Raw genomic sequence first — 22,336 nt, forward strand, 5'->3', positions numbered from 1 at the left:
GGAGGTCCCTCGCGGGCAGTAAGATTTCCTCGGTCGCGGGGCGACCTCAAAAATCCATCCCCGCTCCGGGACCTCCCGCTGCAGCTTCGGCGAGGGACCTCCCGTGGACGCATGGAACAGGGACTATGCCTTGGCGGAGCCCAGGAACTCCTGCAGGCGGCCGACGCCCGTTGCCAGGTCCTCGTCGCCCAGGGCGTAGGACAGGCGCATGAAGCCGCTGGGACCAAAAGCCTCGCCGGGAACCACGGCAACCTCAACCTTGTCCAGGATCAAGGCAGCCAACTCGGCGGACGTCGCCGGGCGGATGCCGCCAATTTCGCGGCCAAGCAGGCCGCGGACATCCGCGTAGGCGTAAAAAGCTCCGTGCGGGTTGGGGCACTCCACGCCGTCAATGGCGTTCAGCGCGGCAACCATGGCCTTGCGGCGGCGGTCAAAGGCAAGCTTCATCTCGTCCACGGCGGTCAGCGGTCCGGACACGGCGGCGAGGGCTGCCATCTGGGACACATTGGCCACGTTGGATGTTGCGTGGGACTGCATGTTGGTGGCGGCCTTCGTGACATCCAAGGGTGCGATCATCCAGCCCACCCGCCAGCCGGTCATTGCATAAGTCTTGGCGACGCCGTTGAGAATGACGACGCGATCGCCCAGCTCAGGGGCGGCCGTGGCAATCGAGGTGAACGGAACGCCGTCGTAGGTCAGGTGCTCATAGATTTCATCCGTGATGACCCACAACCCCTTGGCTGCGGCCCACACACCAATCTCACGGGTCTGCTCGGGGGAGTAGACGGCGCCTGTCGGGTTGGACGGGGACACGAAGAGCAGCACCTTGGTGCGGGGTGTCAGCGCGGCTTCAAGTTGCTCGATGCTGACCAGGTAGCCCTGCTCCGGTCCGGCAAACACCTCAACGGGGACGCCGCCGGCCAGGCGGATGGCCTCCGGATAGGTCGTCCAGAAGGGGCTGGGCACGATGACTTCATCGCCCGGGTCAAGAAGGGTTGCAAAGGATTCGTACACGGCCTGCTTGCCGCCGTTGGTCACCAGCACTTGGGCAGGATCAACCGTGTAGCCGGAATCGCGCTGTGTCTTCGCGGCGATGGCGCTGCGCAGCTCCGGCAGTCCTGCCGCGGGGGAGTACCTGTGGAACTTGGGCTGGCGGGCCGCGGCAATGGCCGCCTCAACAATGTAATCGGGCGTGGGGAAATCGGGTTCTCCGGCGCCAAAGCCAATGACGGGGCGTCCTGCAGCCTTCAAGGCCTTGGCTTTGGCGTCAACGGCGAGGGTGGCAGATTCGGCGATGGCGGCGATCCGGGCGGAAACGCGGCGCCCGGAGGCTTGGTTGGCTGTCGGTTCGGCAGGCATCAGGATTCTTTCTTCGGGGGAGGCTCAAAATGCAAACTTCTGCACTATCCACTTTAGGCGCATACGGTTTGGGGCGCATACTGTGTCCAGTTCGACGAACCGCCCCAAGGATGCGTAGAATGGGTAACCGGTGTTCAAGCACGATGATGATCCACGCCTTGATGTCGGTCTCCAAGTCCGTTTGGAAAGACGGCTTTCAGACTGTAGGTTATTCATGGTTCTTAGCATCGAATGGATTTTTGGCCGCAGAAGACAGTGTGTTCTGTGAACGGATTCCAAAGGGTAGTGGCGCAATTGGTAGCGCAGCGGTCTCCAAAACCGCAGGTTGCAGGTTCGAGTCCTGTCTGCCCTGCGCATGGACGCAAGGGGTTTACTGCACAAATTCAACGTGCAGGCAGCCCGAGGCGTCCGGGCGAATATTTTGCACAATGCACGGTCCGGAATGCCGGAGGTGCTGGCATCCCAACAAATGATGAGTGAGGCACTGGTGACCGAAACTGCGGCAAGCAGCTCCAAGGGCCCTGCCAAAAAGACGGCAAAACCCGGCAAGCCCGGATTTTTCAGCCGGATAGCCATCTTCCTGCGCCAGGTCATCGGCGAGCTGAAGAAGGTTGTCACCCCCACTCGCAAAGAGTTGATCAACATGACCCTCGTCGTGTTGGTATTCGTGGTAATCGTGATGGGTATCGTTACCGTCCTGGATCTGGGATTCGGCAAGGCCGTGCTTTGGATCTTTGGCGGAAACATAAACGTCGAACAGTAAGACGCTCAACGTGGCCGACCCCGCTGAAATCTTTGGCATGGGGTCGGTTTGAGCCATTTAAGAACGCACAAGGAAAGCAGGAAATTCGTGTCTGAGCTGGAGCCCGAGGCAACAAACAGTGAGCAGGACCAGGACACTGTGGTTGCTGATGCTGCCATCAGTGCCGACCTTGCTGCACCCGCGGACGACGTCGCAACTGACGAAGCCCCTGAGGTCACCAACGCCGTGGCCGGCGAAGAGGGCGATTCAGCGGCTGACGCTGACGCCGCCGTCGAACCCGCCGAGCCCGAAGTTGACCCGGCAGAGGAATTCAAGGCCAAGCTGCGCCGCCAGGAGGGTGACTGGTACGTCATCCATTCCTACGCCGGCTACGAAAACCGGGTCAAGGTAAACCTTGAGTCCCGCAGCCTGTCGCTGAACATGGAAGATTACATCTTCGAAATTCAGGTCCCCATGGAAGAAGTCGTGGAGATCAAGAATGCCCAGCGCAAGGTTGTCAGCCGCGTCCGCATTCCCGGCTACGTCCTGGTGCGCATGGAACTGACCGACGCTTCGTGGGGCGTTGTCCGCCACACCCCCGGTGTCACAGGATTTGTTGGCAACGCCCACAACCCCGTCCCGTTGCGCCTGGATGAAGTCTTCTCGATGCTTGCCCCCATCTTTGAGGAGCAGCAGGCTGAAGAAACCGGCGTTCCGCTGCGTCACGATCCCGTTGACGCCGTCATCGACTTTGAAGTTGGCGAAGCTGTCATCGTCAAGGACGGCCCGTTTGAAGGCCTGTCGGCGTCGATCTCCGAGATCAAGCCCGAAGCCGCGCAGCTCGTTGTGCTGGTTTCCATCTTTGAGCGTGAAACACCCGTCACGCTTGCTTTCAACCAGGTCACCAAGATCTAGTTGTCCTAAAAATTTCGTTGCACGCGAACTTGCTTAGTTCTGCGTGTTGCGTTCGGCCGGACGCCATTCGGCCACCCACCTGGGACGCGCTCCGTCGTCCCAGGAAAGATATTGAGAGAAGGACCCTACATTGGCTCCCAAGAAGAAGGTCACCGGCCTTATCAAGCTGCAGATCCAGGCAGGCGCCGCCAACCCGGCACCGCCCATCGGACCCGCGCTTGGTCAGCACGGCGTCAACATCATGGAATTCTGCAAGGCGTACAACGCTGCAACGGAATCCCAGCGCGGCAACGTCGTTCCCGTTGAAATCACGGTTTACGAAGACCGTTCATTCACGTTCATCACCAAGACCCCGCCGGCTGCAGAGCTCATCAAAAAGGCTGCAGGCGTCGCCAAGGGTTCAGCTACCCCGCACACCGTCAAGGTTGCCCAGCTGACCAAGGCACAGGTCAACGAGATCGCCACCCAGAAGCTGGTTGACCTCAACGCCACCAGCATCGAAGGCGCAGAGAAGATCATCGCCGGCACCGCCCGTTCCATGGGAATCACCGTCGAGGCTTAATTCCCTCACCTGGTGCCAGAACCCGCAGCGTGCAGGTTCCAGTCACCGAAGCACCACCTATTTTATTAAGAACGACGCCGGTCAACCCGCCCAAGGCGGGCAGCGGCGGACGTAGTGGCAGGGCCCGCGCGGTCCTAACGACCACAACTGCACAAGGAGAAACGCAGCATGGCAAAGCGCAGTAAAGCATATGAGGCAGCTCAGGCCAAGATCGATGCGGAGAACGTATACGCACCCTTCGACGCCATCAAGCTCGCCAAGGACACCAACCCGTCCAAGTTCGACGCCACCGTTGAGGTTGCCTTCCGTTTGGGTGTAGACCCCCGCAAGGCCGACCAGATGATCCGCGGAACGGTCAACCTGCCTCACGGTACCGGTAAGACCGCCCGCGTCCTGGTTTTCGCAACCGGTGACCGTGCCGAGGCAGCAATCGCCGCCGGCGCCGACTTCGTTGGCACCGACGACCTGATCGAAAAGATCCAGGGCGGCTGGACCGACTTCGATTCCGCCGTTGCCACCCCTGACCTCATGGGCAAGGTTGGCCGTTTGGGTAAGGTATTGGGTCCCCGCAACCTCATGCCCAACCCGAAGACAGGCACCGTCACCAACGACGTGGCCAAGGCTGTTAATGACATCAAGGGTGGAAAGGTTGACTTCCGCGTCGACAAGCACTCCAACCTGCACTTCATCATCGGCAAGGTTTCCTTCGACGCCGTGAAGCTGGCTGAGAACTACGCAGCTGTTCTGGAAGAGGTGCTTCGCTTGAAGCCGTCCGCTTCCAAGGGCCGCTACCTGCAGAAGGCCACCGTCTCCACGACGTTCGGCCCCGGCATCGCGGTTGATTCCGCGGCAACCAAGGTTGTTATCGAGGGCTAGTCTCGATTGATTGACGGGAGGGCCGTTGTAGCACATTTGCTACAACGGCCCTCCCTTTTTTGTAAACTGTGGGGTAAGGCCCCGTCAGGGCCCGGTGGCAGGAGGAACACACGCATGGAAGTGACCATTCGCACGGCGGAGCCATCCGACGCCGCCGCCCTGGCCGAACTGGCTGCCGTCACGTTCCCGCTGGCGTGCCCGGTCGGCAGCGACGCCGACGATGTCGCTGCCTTTGTCAAGGACAAGCTCGGCAGCCAAGCCTTTGCAGGGTATCTGGCGGATCCGCGACGGGTGGTGTTTGTCGCCCAAGAGGGCGCAACAAAAGGTGCCGGCCCCCTGCTGGCCTATACGATGCTGGTGGACTCCCCGCCGTCGGACGTGGACGTTGCCTCCGTGGCAGAGCCGGATGCGGTGGAACTAAGCAAGTGTTACGCCCACCCCGACACGCATGGCGGAGGCGTCGCCGCGCAGATCCTGCGCACAAGCCTTGACTGGGTTGCCGGGAACGGCAACCGGGCGGTCTGGTTGGGCGTCAACAGTGAGAATGGGCGGGCCCGGACTTTTTACGAAAAGCACGGGTTCACCATTGCAGGAACCAAAAGTTTTCAATTGGGGAGCAGGGTCGAGCATGACTACGTCATGATGCGGCCTCGAGGAAAGTCAACTACGGGGTATTGAAGACATGAGTGCAGCAACCATCGAACAATTGCGGATTCCGGAGACGCTGGACGGCGACGCCGCCCAGGACTTCCTGCAGGCCGTTGAGGTCTCCCGACAGGTGCGCGTGCATACCTGGGGCAATGATGTGTTGGCCTACACGGCACAGGAATTGTTCGCCCAATGCCATGATCCCTACGAGTGGTATGTGGTGCTGGTCGCCCGCAACGCCGGGACAATTGTTGGCCGCGCCGGCATTGCGATGCCCCTGGATGACAACACCGAGCTGGCCCACGTCACCCTTGATGTGCTGCCCTCCGCCGCAGGTGCCGGGCTGGGACGGAAGCTGCTGGAGGCCGCCGAGCTGTTTGTCAGGGGCGAGAACCGCAAAATCGTCATGGTTGAAACGAACCATCCGGTGGCGGCGCTGGTGGATGGTGTAAGCGACCCCATCACAGCCACCCATGGCAGCGGGTCCCTGCCGCTGAGCAGCAGGGAAGCCCGGTTCGCCTACAGCGCCGGGTACGACCTTGAGCTGGTGGAACAGTTCAGCGCCTGTGCGCTGCCGCTGCCGGCCGGTGTCGCCGCCCAGCTGGCCGACAAGGCTGCAGCAAGGCAGGAGCCGGCCTACGCTGTGCACCAGTGGATGGACAGCTGCCCGGAAAAATGGGCGCAGGACTTCGTCCGCCTGGAGCAGGACGTCAGCGGCAACGACGACGCAGCCCGGGGCCAGGGACTTCACCGGGGCCAAGATCAGGAGCCGGAGCAGGCCCAGGAGCTGGACCAGTGGGACGTGAACAGCTTGCGTGAAGCTGAGGAACTGTCCGCGCGCACAGGCCGCCATACGCTTGTCAGCGCCGCCGAGTGCCTGGCAACGGGGGCCTTGGTCGGCTTCACCTCGATCTCCATCCTGGGACATCGCAACGACGTGGCCTTCCAAGACGACACGATCGTGGAAAAGGCCCACAAGGGCAAGGACGTCGGGCTGCAGATCAAGGTGGCGAACATGGAAATGCTCATGCGCGAGTTTCCGCAGACCAGGGCCATCTACACCTGGAACGCACCCGAAAATTCAGCCATGCTCTCCGTCAACGCCCAGCTGGGTTTCGTCAGCGCAGGGGCGACAGGGCAGTGGCGCAAGGACTTCAACGCCTTGGGGTAACGGCCGTGGCCACGGACACACGCCCCGGATTTGGAATCCAGGCCCGGCCTCCTGTAATCTGAAGGAACCAAAGACCGTCGGTCGATGTCAATCTCCCCCAGCCAGCAAGTGCAGCATGCATCTTTCTGCGTTGGATTCGGGCCGGTTTGCATCCGAAAGTCCTTTACATGGACGGCCAGCGCAGGTGCACAAAGCTTATGCCCAGTGTTGAACCAAGGAGAATATCCCTGGATCCGCTGCGCACAACGCCCCGTACATCTGTGCGGGGCGTTTTTGTTTGTCCACAATCCAGCGCGCTGGGGGCGGGCGGACCGGAAAGACTGGCACCAATTCCCGGAAGGAGGGTTATGGCAACGCCAACAAAGGTGGCTGCAGTTGCAGAAATCACACAGGATTTCAATGATTCAACTGCCGCAGTCCTAACCGAATACCGTGGGCTCACCGTAGCTCAGCTCAAGGAGCTGCGCGTTTCTCTCGGCCAGGACACCAAGTTCTCGGTTGTAAAGAACACCCTGACTGCCATTGCGGCCAAGGAAGCCGGTGTTGACGCTTTCGAAGGTCAGCTGTCCGGTCCCACCGCCATTGCTTTCATCAAGGGTGACGCTGTTGCAGCAGCAAAGAGCCTCACGGATTTTGCAAAAGCCAACAAGCAGCTGGTCATCAAGACCGGTTTGTTTGAAGGCAAGGCTCTCGACGCCAATGGGCTTGTCGCACTGGCTGCCCTTGAGTCTCGTGAACTGCAGCTGGCCAAGGTTGCCGGCATCCTCAAGGCACCGATGGCCGCCGCTGCGCGCACCCTCGAGGCCCTGCGTTTGAAGCTGGCCGATGGCGCTCCCGCTGAAGAGGCTCCGGCCGCTGAGGAAGCACCCGCCGCTGAAGAAGCAGCTGTTGCCGACGAGGCGCCTGCTGCTGAAGCTGAGACCACCGAGGCTTAGTCCCCACCTGCCGGCCTGAAAATTGTTCACACGATCTTCCAGGACATGGCAGGCGGGGCATCAAGCCCCAGGGGGAGACCCCACAGTACTTCCCTAAGTCCAGCAGGATTTAGGTTTATGGATTCGGCCCAGGTTGGGCCAGTGAACAGAAGGAGCGCCACCCATGGCTAAGCTCACCAACGACGAGCTCATTGCAGCTTTCAAGGAACTGACCATCATCGAGCTCTCCGAGTTCGTTAAGCTCTTCGAGGAGACCTTCGAAGTTACTGCAGCTGCTGTTGCAGTTGCAGGCCCCGCCGGTGGCGGCGCTGCAGAAGCTGAAGAAGAGCAGACTGAATTCGACGTCATCCTCGAAGCAGCCGGCGACAAGAAGATCGCTGTTATCAAGGAAGTTCGCTCGATCACTTCCTTGGGTCTGAAGGAAGCCAAGGAGGTCGTTGACTCGGCTCCCAAGGCTGTTCTCGAAGGTGCAACCAAGGAAGCTGCCGAGAAGGCCAAGGAAGCTCTCGAAGCTGCCGGCGCCACGGTTACTGTCAAGTAATCTCCTCGCACTTCAAAGAAAGCCCCGCACCGATTGGTGCGGGGCTTTCTTGTGTCCGGGCGGGGCCCACGAGCGCGAGGGAACCTCCACTCGCGGTGCAGCTACTCCGGAACGGAGATGTCCGCCACTGTCGCGCCGAAGGCGGCAATCAAATCGTCGCCCGCAACGAACAAACTGTAGCCGTGCTCACCGGCGCCCATGGCGACCCGGCGTCCGCGGATGCCTTCGTCAACGAAGACGGGCCACGCCGTCGTGCTGCCCAGCGGGGTGATGGTGCCGCGTTCGTAGCCTGTTGCCGCCAGGGCGACGTCAGCGGCCGGCATCTGCAGCTTGTTGACGCCCACCACTGTCCGGAGCTTGGGCCATGAAATTGACCGCCCGCCGGGCACCAGCGCAAAGAGGAAAGTGCCGTCGCTGCGCTTGACCACGAGGGACTTCACAATGTCCGACGGCGTGACTCCCAGAAGATCTGCTGCTTCCGCAAGCGAGGACGCCGCGGGCCGCACAACCAGCTCCACCGGCAGGCTGCGTGCGGCAGCGTCCGCTGCCACACGTTCCCGGCCCGTCAAGTCTCCGCCTGCCAAGTCCCGGCCTGCGGGTTCGGGCCCTGCGCCCACTATGCGTCCCGGAACAAAAGCAGCGCTTCGCCCTGGCCGCCACCGCCGCACAGCGAGACAGCAGCCCTGCCGGAGCCCCGCCGGCTCAACTCAAGGGCCGCGTGGAGTGCCAGCCGGGCGCCTGAGGCGCCGATGGGGTGGCCCAACGCGATGGCACCGCCGTGGATGTTGCATTTCTCCAGCGGCAGCTTCAAATCATGCAGTGACTGGACGGCAACGGAGCCAAAAGCCTCATTGATCTCGATGAAGTCAAGGTCGTCCACGCCCCAGCCTGCAGTGGTCAGGGCTGCGGTGATGGCGTTGGATGGCTGGGAATGCAACGAATTGTCCGGTCCGGCCACCTGGCCCGGTGCCCCGACAACGGCCAGCCAGGCCAGGCCGTGCTCCTCGGCGTAGGCACGTGAAGTCAGGACAAGTGCGCTGGCGCCGTCGGACAGGGGCGAGGAGTTCCCTGCCGTGATGGCGCCGTCCGCTGTAAAGGCTGGACGCAGCCCGGCCAGGCTGTCCACCGTTGTTTGCGGACGAATGCCCTCATCGTCGCTCAAGACAAGCGGTTCACCCTTGCGCTGGGGGACCGTGACGGGCACAATTTCGTCGTTGAAAACGCCGGCGGCAACTGCTGCCGCCGCACGCTGGTGCGAGGCGGCAGCCACCTCGTCCTGCGCGGTGCGGGAGATGCTCAGGCGGAGATTGCCACGCTCGGTGGACAACCCCATCGAGTCGTCGTCAAAGGCGTCCGTCAATCCGTCGCGGGCCGCCACGTCCAGGGCCTGGATGGCCCCATAGGTCCAGCCTTGTCGGGAGCCGGGCAGAATATGCGGTGCCCGCGTCATTGACTCCTGTCCGCCCGCCACAACCACTGCAGCCTCGCCACTGCGGATCAATCGGGCCGCATCGATGACAGCTGTCAGGCCTGACAGGCACACCTTGTTGATGGTTGTAGCCGGTACATTCCAGCCGATGCCAGCCCCAATGGAGCTCTGCCTGGCCGGGTTCTGCCCGGCGCCGGCCTGCAGCACCTGGCCCATGATGACAAAATTAATGTCTGCGGCATCAACACCGGATCGGGTGACTGCCGCGGCGATGGCCTTCGAACCCAGCTCGACGGCGGTAAACGGTGCCAGCTGCCCGTTAAGTCGGCCCTGGGGTGTGCGGGCCCCCGCGAGAATTACAACATCATTTGTTTGTGCCGTCATGGCCGCCGCGCTCCTTGAAACTTGTGCCGTACAGTTCCTCGTTGAGCTGTACGCGTCCTTCCTAAAACCTAACAGCAACCGCTGTCAGTCATGGAATTCAACGGCTTTCGGCGGCAGAAAATTTCCAGGTTGCCCGCCCACCGAATCCTCCGGTGTGACGCGCCCAACTGCGGGCACTATTTGCCCGAAAAGTCCCGGGAAAACAGGCGTCGATGTGTCGTGGCATATCGATACTTGCAGTTTTTGGGATCCTGGGGTAGACACGATGGGGCAGTTGCCTGTAGAGTAGATCTTTGCGTATCCCTCTTAACCTCCAGCCTTCATATAGCGGTGGGCTTTGTTTCGGTCAAGAGCCAAGGACAACGTGCAAAAAGGGCAGTTTAACTGCGCCTTGAAGCATGTTCTGCGGCTGCTTGGCCAGCGTTCGTCCGGGTTTGATGACCAGGAGTGGAACGGGTGAGGGTTCGTAAGAACAAGCCTGCAGGTCTGTGGAAGGATCCCTCTTGGTCGCCTCGAGCACCTCTAATGTAAATAACGCTGCAACCGCTATCGATTCAAACAGCACCGACGGTGCAAAGAGTCGCCTCTCATTCGCAAAGATTCACGAGCCGCTTGACGTGCCGAATCTGCTTGCGCTCCAGACCGAGAGCTTTGACTGGCTCGTAGGCAATGGACGCTGGCAGGACCGCATGCAGACGGCAGTGGACGCTGGCGATGACAGCGTGGCCGTCACGTCGGGCCTGTCCGACATTTTCGAAGAAATCTCCCCCATTGAGGATTTCCAGGGCACCATGTCCCTGTCCTTCACGGAGCCGGAGTTCTCTGACCCCAAGTTCACCGTTGACGAATGCAAGGACCGCGACGCCACGTACGCCGCCCCGTTGTACGTCAAGGCCGAGTTCATGAACAACTTGACCGGTGAAATCAAGCAGCAGACTGTCTTCATGGGCGATTTCCCGCTCATGACCAACAAGGGCACCTTCGTGATCAACGGCACCGAGCGTGTCGTTGTATCGCAGCTGGTGCGTTCGCCGGGTGCTTACTTTGAGCGCACCGCGGACAAGACCAGCGACAAGGAAATCTTCACCGCCAAGATCATCCCCTCACGTGGTGCATGGTTCGAGCTGGAGATTGACAAGCGCGACCAGGTTGGCGTCCGTCTCGACCGCAAGCGCAAGCAGTCAGTCACCGTACTGCTGAAGGCCCTTGGCTGGAGCGAAGGCCAGATCCTGGAGGAGTTCGGCGAGTTCGACTCCATCCGTGCCACCTTGGAAAAGGATGCCACCACCGGTCGCGAAGATGCCCTGCTGGACATCTACCGCAAGCTGCGTCCGGGCGAGCCGCCCACCGTTGACGCCGCCGACGCGTTGCTGCACAACCTGTACTTCAACCCCAAGCGCTACGATCTGGCCAAGGTTGGCCGTTACAAGATCAACCGCAAGCTGGGCATTGACCTGCCGTTGAGCGACGAGAAGGCTTCAGTGCTGAGCGTGGACGACATTGTCGCCATGATCAAGTACCTGGTCGCCCTGCACGCCGGCAACAAGACCACCAAGGGCCAGCGCGACGGCGCCGAGGTTGACTTGCGCGTTGATGTCGATGACATCGACCACTTCGGCAACCGCCGCATCCGCGCCGTGGGCGAGCTCATTGAGAACCAGATCCGCACGGGCCTGTCCCGCATGGAGCGCGTTGTCCGCGAGCGCATGACCACCCAGGACGTCGAGGCCATCACGCCGCAGACGCTGATCAACATCCGTCCCGTTGTGGCAGCGATCAAGGAGTTCTTCGGAACGTCTCAGCTCTCACAGTTCATGGATCAGAACAACCCGCTGGCCGGTCTGACGCACAAGCGTCGTCTGTCCGCGCTGGGCCCGGGCGGTTTGTCCCGTGACCGTGCAGGCATGGAAGTTCGAGACGTTCACCCGTCCCACTACGGCCGCATGTGCCCGATTGAAACTCCTGAAGGCCCGAACATTGGTCTGATTGGTTCCTTGGCATCCTACGGACGCATCAACCCGTTCGGCTTCATCGAGACCCCGTACCGCAGGGTCAAGGACGGCGTTGTTTCCGACGAGGTTGATTACCTCACAGCCGATGACGAGATGGATGTTGTGATCGCGCAGGCCAACGCGCCGCTCGATGCCAACAGCCACTTTGTTGAAGAGTCCGTGCTGGTTCGCCAGCGTGGCGGTGGCGGCGAGCCCGTGCTGATCGCGGCAAACGACGTCGAGTACATGGACGTTTCACCGCGCCAGATGGTGTCTGTGGCAACCGCCTTGATTCCGTTCCTGGAGCACGACGACGCCAACCGCGCCTTGATGGGTGCGAACATGCAGCGTCAGGCAGTGCCGCTGGTCCAGTCCGAGGCCCCGTTCGTGGGCACCGGCATGGAGCGCGCCACAGCCGTTGACGCCGGTGACGTGGTCATCGCGAAGAAGGCAGGCGTGGTCTCGGAGGTTTCCGCAGACGTTGTTGTCATGTTGAACGACGACGGCACGGAGATCAGCTACCCGATCGCCAAGTACCAGCGTTCCAACCAGGGAACTGCCTACAACCAGCGCGTCCTGGCCTCCGAGGGCCAGCGTCTGGAAGTTGGCGGCATCATCGCCGATGGTCCGGCAACGGACCTGGGTGAGCTCGCCTTGGGCAAGAACCTGTTGGTTGCCTTCATGTCCTGGGAAGGTCACAACTACGAGGATGCCATCATCCTTTCGCAGCGCATTGTTGCCGAAGATGTGCTCTCCTCCATCCACATCGAAGAGCATGAGATCGATGCTCGCGACACCAAGCTTGGTGCCGAGGAAATCACCCGGGACATCCCGAACGTTTCCGAGGAAATCCTTGCCGGTCTCGACGAGCGCGGCATCATCCACATCGGTGCCGAGGTTGAAGCCGGCGACGTCCTGGTAGGCAAGGTCACCCCCAAGGGCGAAACCGAGCTGACCCCGGAAGAGCGCCTGCTGCGTGCCATCTTCGGTGAGAAGAGCCGCGAAGTTCGCGACACTTCCCTGAAGGTTCCCCACGGCGAGTCCGGAACGGTTATCGGTGTCCGCGTCTTTGACCGTGACTCCGAAGATGACCTGCCCCCCGGCGTGAACCAGCTGGTTCGCGTCTACGTGGCCAACAAGCGCAAGATCACCGATGGTGACAAGCTTGCCGGCCGCCACGGCAACAAGGGTGTTATTTCCAAGATCCTCCCGATCGAGGACATGCCGTTCCTTGCGGACGGCACCCCGGTGGACATCGTCCTGAACCCCTTGGGTGTTCCGGGTCGAATGAACGTCGGCCAGGTCCTGGAAATCCACCTCGGGTGGGTTGCCAAGACCGGTTGGAAGGTTGAAGGCGAACCAGACTGGATTCAGAACCTGCCGAACCTGCCGCGTGAAATCGGTCAGACCCGGGTGGCAACACCCGTGTTCGACGGTGCCCGCGACTCGGAAATCACCGGTCTGCTGGATTCAACAAACGTGACCCGCGACGGTGACCGCCTGATTGACTCTTCAGGCAAGACCCGCCTGTTCGACGGCCGCTCCGGCGAGCCGTTCCCGGATCCGGTTTCCGTCGGCTACATGTACATCTTGAAGCTCCACCACTTGGTGGACGACAAGATTCACGCCCGCTCCACCGGCCCGTACTCCATGATCACCCAGCAGCCCTTGGGCGGTAAGGCCCAGTTCGGTGGCCAGCGCTTTGGTGAGATGGAAGTTTGGGCACTCGAGGCGTACGGCGCTGCATACACCCTGCAGGAATTGCTGACGATCAAGTCCGATGACATCCATGGCCGTGTGAAGGTCTACGAAGCCATCGTCAAGGGCGAGAACATCCCGGAACCGGGCATCCCGGAATCCTTCAAGGTTCTCATCAAGGAAATGCAGTCGCTGTGCTTGAACGTGGAAGTCCTTTCCACCGACGGCACCACGATTGAGATGCGTGACTCGGATGAAGAAGTCTTCCGGGCCGCGGAGGAGCTGGGCATCGACCTGTCACGGGCCGAGCCTAACTCTGTCGAAGAAGTCTAGGCGGACGACGGCGGCACCCAGCCGTGCCGCCGTCGCACCTTCCCTTCCTCCCGTAACCCGCTTAGACATTCAGACTTTAGAGAATTAGAGAGAACAGGACCCATATGTCCAGCGAATCCTCCTTCGGCCTCATGCAGATTGGCCTGGCCACCGCGCAAGATATCCGCGACTGGAGCCACGGCGAAGTCAAGAAGCCGGAAACCATCAACTACCGCACGCTCAAGCCGGAAAAAGACGGACTCTTCTGTGAGAAGATCTTTGGCCCGTCCCGCGACTGGGAGTGCTACTGCGGCAAGTACAAGCGCGTGCGCTTCAAGGGCATCATTTGTGAGCGTTGTGGCGTGGAAGTCACCCGCGCCAAGGTGCGCCGCGAGCGCATGGGCCACATTGAGCTTGCCGCACCCGTAACCCACATCTGGTACTTCAAGGGCGTCCCCTCGCGCTTGGGCTACCTGCTGGACCTGGCGCCGAAGGACCTTGAAAAGGTCATTTACTTCGCCGCCTACATGATCACCAGCGTTGACGACGCCGCCCGCCACGAAGAACTGCCGAACCTCCAGATTGAGCACGACCTGGAGAAGAAGCGCATGGTGGACACGCGTGACAACGACATCGCCACGATCGCCCGCGATCTTGAGGGTGAAATTGCACGCCTGGAAGGCGAAGGCGCGAAGGCTGCCGACAAGAAGAAGGCCCGTGACTCCGCGGACCGTCAGATGGCGAACGTGCGCAAGCGCGCCGACGCCGACATCGACCGCCTCGAGCAGGTTTGGGACCGTTTCAAGGCCCTGAAGGTTGCCGACCTCGAAGGTGACGAAGCCCTGTACCGCGAATTGCGTGACCGCTACGGCATGTTCTTCGAAGGTGCCATGGGTGCCGAAGCCATCAAGAGCCGCCTTGAGACCTTTGACATGGCCGGTGAAGCGGAGATCCTGCGCGACATCATCGCCAACGGCAAGGGCCAGCGCAAGACCCGTGCCCTCAAGCGTCTGAAGGTTGTCAACGCATTCCTGACAACCAACAACAGCCCGCTTGGCATGGTTCTGGATGCTGTCCCGGTGATCCCGCCGGAACTGCGCCCCATGGTTCAGCTTGACGGTGGCCGTTTCGCCACTTCCGACTTGAACGACCTGTACCGCCGCGTGATCAACCGCAACAACCGTCTCAAGCGCCTGCTTGATCTGGGTGCTCCGGAGATCATCGTCAACAACGAAAAGCGCATGCTGCAGGAAGCTGTTGACTCCCTGTTCGACAACGGTCGTCGCGGCCGTCCCGTCACCGGGCCGGGCAACCGTCCGTTGAAGTCCTTGAGCGACATGCTCAAGGGCAAGCAGGGTCGTTTCCGTCAGAACCTCCTCGGCAAGCGTGTCGACTACTCCGGCCGTTCGGTCATTGTTGTTGGTCCGCAGCTGAAGCTGCACCAGTGTGGTCTGCCCAAGCAGATGGCCCTGGAGCTCTTCAAGCCGTTCGTGATGAAGCGCCTGGTTGACCTCAACCATGCACAGAACATCAAGAGCGCCAAGCGCATGGTTGAGCGTTTCCGTCCCCAGGTGTGGGATGTTCTCGAAGAGATCATCACCGAGCACCCGGTGCTGCTGAACCGTGCACCAACCCTGCACCGTTTGGGTATCCAGGCGTTTGAGCCGCAGCTTGTTGAAGGCAAGGCAATCCAGCTTCACCCGCTGGTTTGTGGCGCCTTCAACGCCGACTTCGACGGTGACCAGATGGCAGTGCACCTGCCGCTGAGCCCCGAAGCGCAGGCTGAAGCCCGCATCTTGATGCTGTCCTCGAACAACATCTTGAAGCCTTCCGACGGCCGCCCGGTCACCCTGCCCTCGCAGGATATGATCATCGGCTTGTACCACCTGACGACCAAGCGTGAGGGTTCAGCCGGCGAAGGCCGTGTGTTCTCCACCTCGGCCGAAGCCGTCATGGCCCACGACGCCGGTGAGCTGCACTTGAATTCCCAGGTGAAGATCCGTTTGGAAAACTTCATCCCGGGTGCCGAGCGCAAGGGGCCGGAAGGGTTTGAGGCTGGCGGAACCGCCATCGTCGACACCTCGCTGGGCCAGGTCATCTTCAATGAGACCCTGCCTGCGGATTACCCGTGGGTTGAGTCTGTTGCGGACAAGGGCCAGCTCTCCGAGATCGTGAACGATCTCGCCGAGCGCTACCCCAAGGTTGTTGTGGCAGCAACACTGGATAACTTGAAGGATGCCGGTTTCTACTGGGCAACCCGATCAGGAATCACCGTTGCCATCTCCGACATCAAGGTGCCCGACTCGAAGCCCGCCATTTTGGAGAGCTACGAGGTCAAGGCTGCTAAGGTCCAGGCCCAGTACGACAAGGGTTTGATTGCTGACGACGAGCGCCGCCAGGAGCTCATCGACATCTGGAACCAGGCAACCAACGAGATCGCTGATGTGATGCGTGCGTCCTTCGCCGCATCCAACACGATCAACCGCATGGTGTCCTCCGGTGCCCGTGGTAACTGGATGCAGGTTCGCCAGATTGCCGGTATCCGTGGCTTGGTGGCAAACCCCAAGGGTGAAATTATTCCTCGCCCGATCAAGTCCTCCTACCGTGAGGGCCTGTCGGTTTTGGAGTACTTCATTGCCACTCACGGTGCCCGTAAGGGTCTGGCTGACACCGCTCTGCGTACAGCCAACTCCGGTTACCTGACGCGTCGTCTGGTTGACGTTTCGCAGGATGTCATTGTTCGTGAAGACGACTGTGGCACCGAGCGCGGACTGACCCTGCCGATCGCCGTGGTTGATTCCATGGGTGAGATCGTGCTGCACGAGGAGGTCGAGAACAGCGTTTACGCCCGTACTTTGGCTTCCGAGGTGGTCGACTCGGATGGTGCGGTTCTGGCTGAGGCCGGCGCCGACGTCGGAGATGTCCTCATTGCCAAGCTGTTCGCAGCGGGTATTGAAGAGATCAAGGTCCGTTCGGTGCTCACCTGTGAGTCAACTGTTGGCACCTGTGCGCTGTGCTACGGCCGTTCCTTGGCCACCGGCAAGACCGTGGACATCGGTGAGGCTGTCGGCATTATTGCCGCCCAGTCCATTGGTGAGCCCGGCACCCAGCTGACCATGCGTACCTTCCACACCGGTGGTGCTGTTTCCGCCAGCCGTGGCGAGGACATCACCCAGGGTCTGCCCCGTATTCAGGAGCTCTTCGAAGCACGCACCCCCAAGGGTGTTGCTCCGATCGCAGAAGCTGCCGGACGCATCAACATTGATGAGTCCGAGAAGACCATGCGATTGATCCTGACACCGGACGACGGCACCGAAGAAGTCGCGTACCCGGTGCTGCGACGCGCCCGCCTGCAGGTTGCTGACGGCGAGCACGTTGAAGTTGGCCAGAAGCTCATTGTGGGTGCTGTTGACCCCAAGCAGGTTCTGCGCATCCTCGGCCCGCGTGCCGCTCAGAAGCACCTCGTTGAGGAAGTTCAGGGCGTTTACCGCAGCCAGGGTGTGGGCATCCACGACAAGCACGTCGAGGTTATTGTCCGCCAGATGCTCCGCCGCGTGACGGTCATCGAGTCCGGTGACTCGAAGCTGCTGCCGGGTGAGCTTGCCGAGCGCGGCCGCTTCGAGACGGAAAACCGTCGCGTCGTGTCCGAGGGCAAGAAGCCGGCTTCCGGCCGTAACGAGCTCATGGGTATCACCAAGGCCTCCCTGGCCACCGAATCATGGCTCTCCGCCGCTTCCTTCCAGGAGACCACCCGCGTTCTGACGCAGGCGGCCATGGAAGGCAAATCGGACCCGCTGCTGGGTCTAAAGGAGAACGTGATCATCGGTAAGTTGATCCCCGCAGGCACCGGTCTTCCGCGCTACACCGACGTTACGGTGGAGCCCACGGAAGAAGCCAAGGCCAATCTGTTCACCGGTCCGAGCGCTTTCAGCGACTTTGACTACGTGGGCGGCGTAGGCGACTTGGGTGCCGAGTTCCGTGCCATCCCGTTGGATGACTACGACCTGGGCACCAACTTCTCCGGCTGACACATAGCTGAATAAGGGAGCTGCCGAGGCAGCGAACGACGGCGGTTGGTGAGTTTCCTTGCGAAACTCACCAACCGCCGTCGTGCTTTAACCAAACGCTCCTGCAGCTATGGCGGGATTATCGGCAACGCTCCTGCAGCTATGGCTGCATGGTGTAGTCGCCGGCTTTCCACTTCTCCCAGTCCCAGGTGGCCAGGAATTTCTTCCCGCCGGCCAGGCCCAAGGCGTACAAGGCGTCCTTGTCCTGCCGGGAGAGGCGGAAGTCGGTGGCGCGGTAGTTGGAGGTGTCGATGAAGATGGTGCGCGACGACGCCTGGGGGTCACTGACATAGGCGCGGTCATGGGCGCCCAACATGGTGGTCAGCAGGGACATGGCCAATTCCAGGTTGTTGTTGTCAGGACGCCAATCCTGGGCGCGGATGGTGCTCCGGCCTGAAAGCTTGACGCCGATGGTCGGCCACCGGGCGGGCTTGCCGTCGTGCCTGTCGAAGATGGCCATGGGATAGTTCGAGAGCAGGCCGCCGTCGGCACACACGATGTGGTCGTGCCCCGTGACGGCAGGGTTCGTGGGCATGATCCACGGACGGAAGAAGAACGGGATCGAGGCTGATGCCCTGATGGCGTCGGCCACCGACGCGGTGTCTGGATCCACACCCAGCAGTTCCTCGTAATCCCACGGCAGGCGCAGCATGAGGCCACGGGAAATGTCCGACACAATCACCACCAGTTTGTAGCGCCGCGACGGCGGCAGGGCGCTGTGGGGGTCGTCGTCCTTCAGGTCCGCCCAGGTGTGCACGCCCTGCGCGGCGAGGGTGTCCTGCAACCAGCGGTGCAGGAATTCCCCGGCGTACAGCCCCTGGTGGAACAGCAGTCCGGCAAGCGGGCCAACAATTGGAACGCCGGCCAGGAACCCTGCCTGGTCCTCAAACTGTGAAAAGTCGAGCTTGTCCATGGTGGCCTTGACCCGGGCCAGGTCAAGTCCGGAGGCCAGCAGCCCGGCCACAATTGCACCAGCCGAGGTGCCGGCAACCCTGTGTATGGAATACGGGTCCCGGAAGTCCGCCAAGGCAGCGACTGCACCGACCAGCGCCAACCCCTTCACCCCGCCGCCTTCAAGCACCAGGTCCGCATCAGCCATGACGTGCCTCCATCCGCCGGAAAACGCTCCACAGCGGGCGCCGAAAGGACCTCAAGCGCCGTGACCCGTGGGGTATCCCCGACACTGGGGCATGCACCCCGTGCTGTCAACAGGCGCGGGTGGCAAGGGGCGGTCACGTGTCCGGGCACCGATTTCAGTGTCAGGCTTAACCCGTGGTAATGTAAGAGGTAATTGTTAGTGTGGCAGTGGATAAGAGCGTCAGTTTCCTTCGTTTATCCGAAGGAAGTGGATGCGGGTCCGGGTTGTACGGTTCTTGTACAGCGAATGCCACATTTTTGCATGCCTAGGCGCTGTGAAGTCGCCAAGCCTGCGACTACCAGTAAACGGCTTACCCTCAGCGGCTGAATCATTCCGGCCGGCGGGGCAAGCAACACGATAAAACAACGGAGAACACGAAAGTGCCTACGATTAACCAGCTGGTCCGAAAGGGCCGGACACCCAAGGTCACAAAGACCAAGGCTCCCGCACTAAAGGGCAGCCCCATGCGTCGCGGCGTTTGCACGCGCGTTTACACAACCACCCCGAAGAAGCCGAACTCGGCTCTGCGTAAGGTTGCCCGTGTGCGCCTCAACGGTGGCGTGGAAGTTACTGCTTACATCCCCGGTGTAGGCCACAACCTCCAGGAGCACTCCATCGTGCTTGTTCGTGGAGGCCGTGTTAAGGACCTTCCCGGCGTTCGCTACAAGATCGTCCGCGGCGCATTGGATACCCAGGGCGTTAAGAACCGCAAGCAGGCTCGCAGCCGCTACGGTGCAAAGATGGAGAAGAAGTAATATGCCTCGCAAGGGTCCGGCCCCCAAGCGGCCGCTAGTTGTAGATCCCGTATACGGTTCCCCTTTGGTCACTCAGCTGATCAACAAGGTTCTGGTAGACGGCAAGAAGTCCACCGCAGAGCGCATCGTTTACGGCGCACTCGAGGGTGTACGTGAAAAGACCGGTGCTGATCCCGTTGTTGCCTTGAAGAAGGCCATGGAGAACATCAAGCCGAGCCTTGAGGTCAAGTCCCGCCGTGTTGGTGGCGCCACCTACCAGGTTCCGGTTGAAGTGAAGCCGGGTCGTCAGACCGCGCTGGCACTTCGCTGGTTGGTTGGTTACTCGAAGGCTCGCCGCGAGAAGACCATGACCGAGCGTTTGCGCAATGAAGTTCTGGATGCCTCCAACGGCCTTGGTGCCGCTGTCAAGCGTCGCGAAGATACCCACAAGATGGCAGAGTCCAACAAGGCCTTCGCTCATTACCGCTGGTAACTAGAGCCTTGAGGATGTCGGCGGCAACTCCGCCGGCATCCTTCCAACTCATCTCTAGAAAAGGGAGAAACCGTGGCACAGGACGTGCTTACAGACCTTAAAAAGGTTCGCAACATTGGCATCATGGCCCACATTGATGCTGGCAAGACCACAACAACTGAGCGCATCCTGTTCTACACGGGTGTGAACCACAAGCTCGGCGAGACCCATGATGGTGCTTCGACGACTGACTGGATGGAACAGGAAAAGGAACGCGGCATCACCATCACGAGCGCCGCCGTGACCTGCTTCTGGGACAACAACCAGATCAACATCATTGACACACCCGGCCACGTTGACTTCACGGTGGAAGTTGAGCGCTCCTTGCGTGTGCTTGACGGTGCCGTTGCTGTTTTTGACGGCAAGGAAGGCGTCGAGCCGCAGTCAGAGACTGTTTGGCGTCAGGCTGATAAGTACAACGTTCCGCGTATTTGCTTTGTCAACAAGATGGACAAGCTCGGTGCTGATTTCTACTACACGGTGGACACCATCATCAACCGTTTGGGTGCCAAGCCCCTCGTTATGCAGCTGCCGATCGGCTCTGAAAGCGAATTCACGGGTGTCGTTGACCTGCTCACCATGAAGGCCTTCGTCTGGGCCGGTGACTCCAAGGGTGACGTCACCATGGGTGCCGCCTACGAAATCCTGGAGATCCCCGCGGATCTGCAGGAAAAGGCTGAGGAATACCGCGCATCCCTCGTTGAGGCAGTTGCCGAGGCTTCCGAAGAGCTCATGGAGAAGTACCTCGAGGGCGAAGAGCCTTCCATCGAGGAACTGAAGGCCGGCATCCGCCACCTGACCGTGAACTCCGAGATCTACCCGGTCTTCTGTGGTTCTGCATTCAAGAACCGCGGCGTGCAGCCCATGCTCGATGCTGTCATCGACTACCTGCCGAACCCGCTGGATGTTGGTGCCATGGTTGGCCACGACCCCCGCGATGAGGAAATTGAGCTCACCCGTGAGGCCAACGAGGACTCACCGTTCTCCGCATTGGCATTCAAGATTGCCGCACACCCGTTCTTCGGCCAGTTGAACTTCATCCGCGTGTACTCCGGCAAGGCAACTTCCGGAACGCAGCTGTTGAACTCCACGAAGCAGAAGAAGGAACGTCTGGGCAAGCTGTTCCAGATGCACGCCAACAAGGAAATGCCTGTGGATGAAATCCACGCAGGTCACATCTACGCCGTTATCGGCCTCAAGGACACCACCACCGGTGACACCTTGTGTGATCCGGCAAACCCGATCGTGCTTGAGTCCATGACATTCCCGGATCCCGTGATCTTCGTCGCAATTGAGCCGAAGACCAAGAGTGACCAGGAGAAGCTGTCCACGGCTATCCAGAAGCTCTCCGCTGAGGACCCGACGTTCACCGTCAACCTCAACGAAGACACCGGCCAGACCGAAATTGGTGGCATGGGCGAGCTCCACCTGGATGTCTTGGTTGACCGCATGCGCCGCGAGTACAACGTTGAAGCCAACGTTGGCAAGCCTCAGGTTGCATACCGCGAAACCATCAAGCGCGCCGTTGTCAAGCACGACTACACGCACAAGAAGCAGACCGGTGGTTCAGGTCAGTTCGCGAAGATCCAGATTGCCATTGCGCCGCTGGATACGCACGATGGCGAGTTGTACACGTTCGAGAACAAGGTCACTGGTGGCCGTGTTCCCCGCGAATACATCCCCAGCGTTGACCAGGGCATCCAGTCCGCACTGCCTGACGGCGTGCTGGCAGGGTACCCGATGGTTGGCATCTCGGCCAAGCTGCTTGACGGCGCGTCCCATGATGTTGACTCTTCCGAAATGGCCTTCAAGATCGCCGGTCGCATGGCGTTCAAGGAAGCCGCACGGATGGCCAACCCGATTCTGCTTGAACCGTTGATGGAAGTTGAAGTCCGCACCCCTGAGGAATACATGGGTGAAGTTATTGGTGACATCAACTCACGTCGCGGCCAGATGCAGTCCATGGAGGACGCAAGCGGAGTCAAGGTCATCACGGCCCTGGTTCCCCTGTCCGGCATGTTCGGTTACATCGGTGACCTGCGTTCCAAGACCCAGGGTCGCGCAGTCTACTCGATGAAGTTCGACAGCTACTCTGAGGTTCCGAAGGCAGTAGCCGACGAAATCATCCAGAAGGCCCGCGGCGAGTAGTCGCCCTTTTGCTTGGCGTCTGGTTCAGGTTCTACACTTGATCAGACGCCAAGCAGCAGTAATTTCATAAATATCAAAAGCCCCCAGTAGACTTACTACGATTTCAGTGACGAATAGCGTCGCTGAGAGTATGTCATCTGAAAACGTTCTAGGA

The 22,336-nt window shown here is 60.7% G+C and carries 17 protein-coding genes and 1 tRNA gene; 14 read left to right on the forward strand and 4 right to left on the reverse strand.

The features are described from left to right. Window positions 1-123: 123 nt before the first annotated feature. Window positions 124-1,359 carry a pyridoxal phosphate-dependent aminotransferase gene (locus ACT3TS_RS01405; RefSeq protein WP_444529710.1) on the reverse strand — a complete coding sequence of 412 codons (1,236 nt, stop codon included), beginning with the start codon at window positions 1,357-1,359 and terminating at the stop codon, window positions 124-126. Window positions 1,360-1,638: 279 nt separating this feature from the next. Between ACT3TS_RS01405 and ACT3TS_RS01410 the strand changes: the two genes are divergently transcribed. The 9 genes from ACT3TS_RS01410 to rplL all read left to right on the forward strand — a co-directional run bounded on the left by ACT3TS_RS01410 (window position 1,639) and on the right by rplL (window position 7,749). Continuing rightward, a tRNA-Trp gene (locus tag ACT3TS_RS01410) sits at window positions 1,639-1,711 on the forward strand. Window positions 1,712-1,831: 120 nt separating this feature from the next. After that, entirely contained in the window at window positions 1,832-2,122 is a 291-nt protein-coding gene (gene secE, locus ACT3TS_RS01415; protein WP_444529818.1) for a preprotein translocase subunit SecE, read from the forward strand. Window positions 2,123-2,209: 87 nt separating this feature from the next. After that, a complete protein-coding gene (nusG, locus tag ACT3TS_RS01420) occupies window positions 2,210-3,016 on the forward strand; it encodes a transcription termination/antitermination protein NusG (protein WP_444529711.1) in 807 nt (268 codons plus the stop codon). A gap of 130 nt (window positions 3,017-3,146) precedes the next feature. Further along, window positions 3,147-3,578, forward strand: coding sequence for a 50S ribosomal protein L11 (rplK, locus tag ACT3TS_RS01425; RefSeq protein WP_444529712.1), 432 nt, complete (start codon window positions 3,147-3,149; stop codon window positions 3,576-3,578). Window positions 3,579-3,746: 168 nt separating this feature from the next. Further along, entirely contained in the window at window positions 3,747-4,454 is a 708-nt protein-coding gene (gene rplA, locus ACT3TS_RS01430; RefSeq protein ID WP_444529713.1) for a 50S ribosomal protein L1, read from the forward strand. Window positions 4,455-4,568: 114 nt separating this feature from the next. Beyond that, window positions 4,569-5,132, forward strand: coding sequence for a GNAT family N-acetyltransferase (locus ACT3TS_RS01435; RefSeq protein ID WP_444529714.1), 564 nt, complete (start codon window positions 4,569-4,571; stop codon window positions 5,130-5,132). A 4-nt stretch (window positions 5,133-5,136) separates the two neighbouring features. Beyond that, window positions 5,137-6,273, forward strand: coding sequence for a GNAT family N-acetyltransferase (locus tag ACT3TS_RS01440; protein ID WP_444529715.1), 1,137 nt, complete (start codon window positions 5,137-5,139; stop codon window positions 6,271-6,273). Between the two features lie 347 nt (window positions 6,274-6,620). Continuing rightward, the gene (rplJ, locus tag ACT3TS_RS01445; RefSeq protein WP_444529716.1) at window positions 6,621-7,208 is read left to right on the forward strand and encodes a 50S ribosomal protein L10; all 588 of its coding nucleotides are present in this window, start codon (window positions 6,621-6,623) and stop codon (window positions 7,206-7,208) included. Between the two features lie 163 nt (window positions 7,209-7,371). Then, a complete protein-coding gene (gene rplL, locus ACT3TS_RS01450; RefSeq protein WP_444529717.1) occupies window positions 7,372-7,749 on the forward strand; it encodes a 50S ribosomal protein L7/L12 in 378 nt (125 codons plus the stop codon). Window positions 7,750-7,850: 101 nt separating this feature from the next. Here the strand turns inward: rplL and ACT3TS_RS01455 are convergent, their stop codons facing one another. Together ACT3TS_RS01455 and ACT3TS_RS01460 are read right to left on the reverse strand one after the other, a co-directional pair. Next, window positions 7,851-8,366, reverse strand: coding sequence for an aminoacyl-tRNA deacylase (locus ACT3TS_RS01455; protein ID WP_444529718.1), 516 nt, complete (start codon window positions 8,364-8,366; stop codon window positions 7,851-7,853). Beyond that, window positions 8,366-9,562, reverse strand: a complete 1,197-nt coding sequence (locus tag ACT3TS_RS01460; protein WP_444529719.1) for an acetyl-CoA C-acetyltransferase — start codon at window positions 9,560-9,562, stop codon at window positions 8,366-8,368. The genes ACT3TS_RS01455 and ACT3TS_RS01460 overlap by 1 nt, the downstream gene beginning before the upstream one ends. 503 nt (window positions 9,563-10,065) lie before the next feature. On the opposite strand from ACT3TS_RS01460, the gene rpoB reads away from it, so the two are divergent. Beyond that, the gene (gene rpoB, locus ACT3TS_RS01465; protein ID WP_444529720.1) at window positions 10,066-13,584 is read left to right on the forward strand and encodes a DNA-directed RNA polymerase subunit beta; all 3,519 of its coding nucleotides are present in this window, start codon (window positions 10,066-10,068) and stop codon (window positions 13,582-13,584) included. 104 nt (window positions 13,585-13,688) lie between these two features. Continuing rightward, window positions 13,689-17,591, forward strand: coding sequence for a DNA-directed RNA polymerase subunit beta' (locus ACT3TS_RS01470; RefSeq protein ID WP_444529721.1), 3,903 nt, complete (start codon window positions 13,689-13,691; stop codon window positions 17,589-17,591). A 139-nt stretch (window positions 17,592-17,730) separates the two neighbouring features. Here the strand turns inward: ACT3TS_RS01470 and ACT3TS_RS01475 are convergent, their stop codons facing one another. After that, window positions 17,731-18,729 carry a patatin-like phospholipase family protein gene (locus ACT3TS_RS01475; RefSeq protein WP_444529722.1) on the reverse strand — a complete coding sequence of 333 codons (999 nt, stop codon included), beginning with the start codon at window positions 18,727-18,729 and terminating at the stop codon, window positions 17,731-17,733. A gap of 419 nt (window positions 18,730-19,148) precedes the next feature. Here ACT3TS_RS01475 and rpsL point away from each other — a divergent pair, with 419 nt between their 5' ends. The 3 genes from rpsL to fusA all read left to right on the forward strand — a co-directional run bounded on the left by rpsL (window position 19,149) and on the right by fusA (window position 22,182). Then, a complete protein-coding gene (gene rpsL / locus ACT3TS_RS01480; protein WP_038464715.1) occupies window positions 19,149-19,523 on the forward strand; it encodes a 30S ribosomal protein S12 in 375 nt (124 codons plus the stop codon). A gap of 1 nt (window position 19,524) precedes the next feature. Beyond that, complete coding sequence (gene rpsG, locus ACT3TS_RS01485) at window positions 19,525-19,995, forward strand: 30S ribosomal protein S7 (RefSeq protein ID WP_038464713.1); 471 nt, start codon at window positions 19,525-19,527, stop codon at window positions 19,993-19,995. 72 nt (window positions 19,996-20,067) lie between these two features. Further along, window positions 20,068-22,182, forward strand: a complete 2,115-nt coding sequence (fusA, locus tag ACT3TS_RS01490) for an elongation factor G (RefSeq protein ID WP_444529723.1) — start codon at window positions 20,068-20,070, stop codon at window positions 22,180-22,182. Window positions 22,183-22,336 lie beyond the last annotated feature (154 nt).

The sequence above is a fragment of the Specibacter sp. AOP5-B1-6 genome, from assembly GCF_052376555.1.
GTDB lineage: Bacteria > Actinomycetota > Actinomycetes > Actinomycetales > Micrococcaceae > Specibacter.

Coding starts and splice junctions, on each gene's coding strand:
- ACT3TS_RS01405 (WP_444529710.1), bottom strand. CDS start 1,359: ATGCCTGCCGAACCGACAGCCAACCAAGCCTCCGGGCGCCGCGTTTCC.
- secE (WP_444529818.1), top strand. CDS start 1,832: ATGAGTGAGGCACTGGTGACCGAAACTGCGGCAAGCAGCTCCAAGGGC.
- rplA (WP_444529713.1), top strand. CDS start 3,747: ATGGCAAAGCGCAGTAAAGCATATGAGGCAGCTCAGGCCAAGATCGAT.
- ACT3TS_RS01435 (WP_444529714.1), top strand. CDS start 4,569: ATGGAAGTGACCATTCGCACGGCGGAGCCATCCGACGCCGCCGCCCTG.
- ACT3TS_RS01440 (WP_444529715.1), top strand. CDS start 5,137: ATGAGTGCAGCAACCATCGAACAATTGCGGATTCCGGAGACGCTGGAC.
- rplJ (WP_444529716.1), top strand. CDS start 6,621: ATGGCAACGCCAACAAAGGTGGCTGCAGTTGCAGAAATCACACAGGAT.
- rplL (WP_444529717.1), top strand. CDS start 7,372: ATGGCTAAGCTCACCAACGACGAGCTCATTGCAGCTTTCAAGGAACTG.
- ACT3TS_RS01460 (WP_444529719.1), bottom strand. CDS start 9,562: ATGACGGCACAAACAAATGATGTTGTAATTCTCGCGGGGGCCCGCACA.
- ACT3TS_RS01470 (WP_444529721.1), top strand. CDS start 13,689: ATGTCCAGCGAATCCTCCTTCGGCCTCATGCAGATTGGCCTGGCCACC.
- ACT3TS_RS01475 (WP_444529722.1), bottom strand. CDS start 18,729: ATGGCTGATGCGGACCTGGTGCTTGAAGGCGGCGGGGTGAAGGGGTTG.
- rpsG (WP_038464713.1), top strand. CDS start 19,525: ATGCCTCGCAAGGGTCCGGCCCCCAAGCGGCCGCTAGTTGTAGATCCC.